This window comes from Mitsuaria sp. TWR114, from assembly GCF_007997345.1.
Genome location: NZ_VOSR01000691.1, coordinates 1 through 3,005, shown reverse-complemented (window position 1 = coordinate 3,005; position 3,005 = coordinate 1). Strand labels below are relative to the sequence as shown.

The window sequence follows — 3,005 nt, the reverse complement described above, 5'->3', positions numbered from 1 at the left end:
CGCCGGCTTCCAGCGCCACCTGGCCAAGCCGGTCGTGCCCGAGGAACTGGTGCGGACGCTGCATGACCTCGCGCGCGTGCCCGCCTGAGCGCGGCCCTCTTCGGCTTGTCGCCACCCTCTTCGCCCTCTTCGCCCTCTTCGCCCGCCCCACCGGCCGCATCGATTCCGCCCCTTCCTCCCTTCGCCCTCAACCCTCACGGAGCTTCCATGACTGCGACTTCCCCCCCGACGCCTGCTGACGCTGGGCATCAATGCGAGCTTCCACGACTCGGCCGCGGCCCTGATGGTCGACGGCGAAGTGATCGCGGCGGCCGAAGAGGAACGCTTCACGCGGGTGAAGCACGGCAAGCGGCCGGTGCCCTTCACGGCCTGGGAGCTGCCTTATCACGCGATCGACTTCTGCCTGAAGGAGGCCGGCGCGACGCTCGGCGATCTGGCGCATGTGGCCTACAGCTTCGATCCGCGGCGCTTCCTCGGCGACCGCGCGCCGGACGGCCGGTTCACCCTGCCGCTGCAGCCATCGGACTTCGAGGCCGGGCCCTGGGAGAACCCGTGGGACCCGCTGTTCGCCGCCTATGTGATGAGCGCGCCGCGGCTGCTGACCGACGCGGTGCCGCATCACCTGCGCAAGCGCTTCGCCGGGGTGCGGCATGCCGATGCGCCCTACCGCTGGCATTTCGTACCGCATCACCTGTGCCACCAGGCCAGCGCCTTCCTCGCCGCGCCGTTCTCGAGCTGCGCGGTGATGACCCTGGACGGCCGCGGCGAGCAGGCCAGCACCTGCTATGGCCGCTACCGCGACCACCGCTACGAGGCGCTGGGCGAGGTCCATGTGCCGCATTCGCTGGGGCTGCTGTACGAGCGGGTGACCTCGCACCTGGGCTTCCTGCATTCGAGCGACGAGTACAAGGTCATGGCCATGGCCGCGCTGGGCACGCCGCGGTATGCGGACCTGCTGCGCGAGCACCTGGTGGTGGACGCCGACGGCCAGTACCGCACGCTGCCGCTGGACCTGACGGCGCGTTTCGGCCCGGCGCGGGTGCCGGGATCGGCGATGGGCGAGGCCTACCTCGACCTGGCGGCCTCGCTGCAGGACGTGCTGGAGGAGACGGCGCTGCGGCTGGCGGTCTGGCTGCGCGAGCGCACCGGCGAGGATCGGCTGGCGATGGCCGGCGGCGTCGCCCTGAACTGCGTCATGAACTCGCGGCTGCGCGACGCGGGCATCTTCCGCGAGGTCTGGGTGCAGCCGGCCGCCGGCGACGCCGGCACCGCGCTGGGCGCGGCGCTGTGGGTGGACGCGCTGGCGCGCTCCGGCCAGACGGATCGCGGGACGGACACGTCGACCGACGGCACCGTCCTGTTGGCCGAGCGCCGCTGGCAGATGGACCATGCCTACCTCGGCCCGGCTTATTCGGACGAGGAGATCGAGGCGCTGCTGCAGTGGGCGCAGCTGCGTTATCGCAAGGTCGAGAACGTGGCGGCCGAGACCGCCGCGCTGCTGGCCGGGAACAAGATCATCGGCTGGTTCCAGGGCCGGATGGAGTTCGGGCCGCGCGCGCTGGGGGCGCGCTCGCTGCTGGCCTCGCCGGTCGATCCGGCGATGCAGGCGCGGCTCAACGAGCTCAAGGACCGGGAGGACTTCCGGCCGGTGGCGCCCGCGGTCAATCGCGAGGACCTGGCCGACTGGTTCGAGCCGGCCGACGCCAACGGCGGCGAGTCGCCGTTCATGCTCTTCGTCTACAACGTCAAGCCCGGACGCGGTGAGCGCATCCCGTCGGCCTTGCACACCGACCGGACCGCGCGCGTGCAGACGGTGGACGCCGCCACCAACCCGGTCTTCCACGACCTGCTCCAGGCCGTGGGCGAGCGCACCGGCGTGCCGGTGCTGGTGAACACCTCGTTCAACGTGCGCGGCGAGCCGATCGTGGGCACGCCCAAGGCGGCGCTCGAGGCCTTCTTCAGCACCCCGCTGGATGCGCTGGTGATCGGGTCCTTCATCCTGGAGAAGTGACGCTTGGCAGCGAGAGCCGGCACAAGAACCAGCGAGAGCCGGCAGCGAGAGCCGGCAGCAAGGGCGGGCAACGAGCGCGGGCAATGAGGGCCGGCGGCGAGGGCCGCGCGTCAGTGGGCCAGCAGGTAGCGCGCCATCAGCCGCGCCTGCGTCTCGCTGATGCTCAGCGTGGGCATGGCGGTGTGGGCGTCGATCGCCTGGGGATCGCGGATCCACGCGACCAGGCCGTCCTCGGTCGGGAAGGCCTTGCCGCCGATGCGGTCCCGGCCCGCCAGGCCGCTGAGCCGCGGCCCGTTCGAGGTGTCCGGACCAACGACGCCGGGAATCGCATGGCAGGCGGTGCAGCCGTGCTGACGGAACGCTCGCTGGGCGAGTTCGGCGTTGGAGAGCGCCGGCGTCAGCGGCGCCGGCGCCTCGACCAGCGCCCCGCAGCGCCGCGTGGACGCAGGGGCCAGGGCGGCGCCGAGGGCGGGGGCGGCCGCGACGCCGCTGCGCGAGGCGTCGCCCTGCCCTGTTCCGACCAAGGCCCGGTACTGGTCCGGCGTCATCAGCGGCAGTGCGTCGAGGAAGGCGACCACCGACCAGAGCTCGCCGTCGTCGAGGCGGTACTCCCAGGCCGGCATGCCGCTCATCTTGATGCCGTTGCGGGTGATCCAGTACAGGTCCTGGCGGCGCCAGTGCCGGGTGGCTTCGATCAGCGAGCTGGGCACCGGCTGCATGCCCAGCGCGAAGGGTTCCGGCGCGACGCCGGGCGCGCCGTGGCAGGTGACGCAGTGCTCGCGGAAGCAGGCGGCCCCCTGCATCACGCGCTCGCGGGTCAGCAGGTCCGGCGGCGGCGGGTGCGCTTCCGCCCGCCGCTGCACCGCCCGCTTGAGCGCGAATTCCAGCAAGGAATGCACCGGCTGCAGATGCGGCCCTGTCGCCGACACGTCGTAAATGCCGAGCCCGACGAAGGCGGCGGCGCCGGCGAGCGCGAGCGCCGCCGCCACGCCGG

At 72.4% G+C, this 3,005-nt stretch carries 2 protein-coding genes; one reads left to right on the top strand and one right to left on the bottom strand.

The window, feature by feature from the left end; translation table 11 throughout:
* Window positions 1–232: 232 nt before the first annotated feature.
* The gene (locus FUT87_RS22500; RefSeq protein ID WP_147242454.1) at window positions 233–2,011 is read left to right on the top strand and encodes a carbamoyltransferase C-terminal domain-containing protein; all 1,779 of its coding nucleotides are present in this window, start codon (window positions 233–235) and stop codon (window positions 2,009–2,011) included.
* A 110-nt stretch (window positions 2,012–2,121) separates the two neighbouring features.
* Here FUT87_RS22500 and FUT87_RS22495 read toward each other — a convergent pair.
* On the bottom strand, window positions 2,122–3,005 hold an 884-nt coding region (locus FUT87_RS22495), incomplete at its 5' end, for a c-type cytochrome (protein ID WP_147242453.1).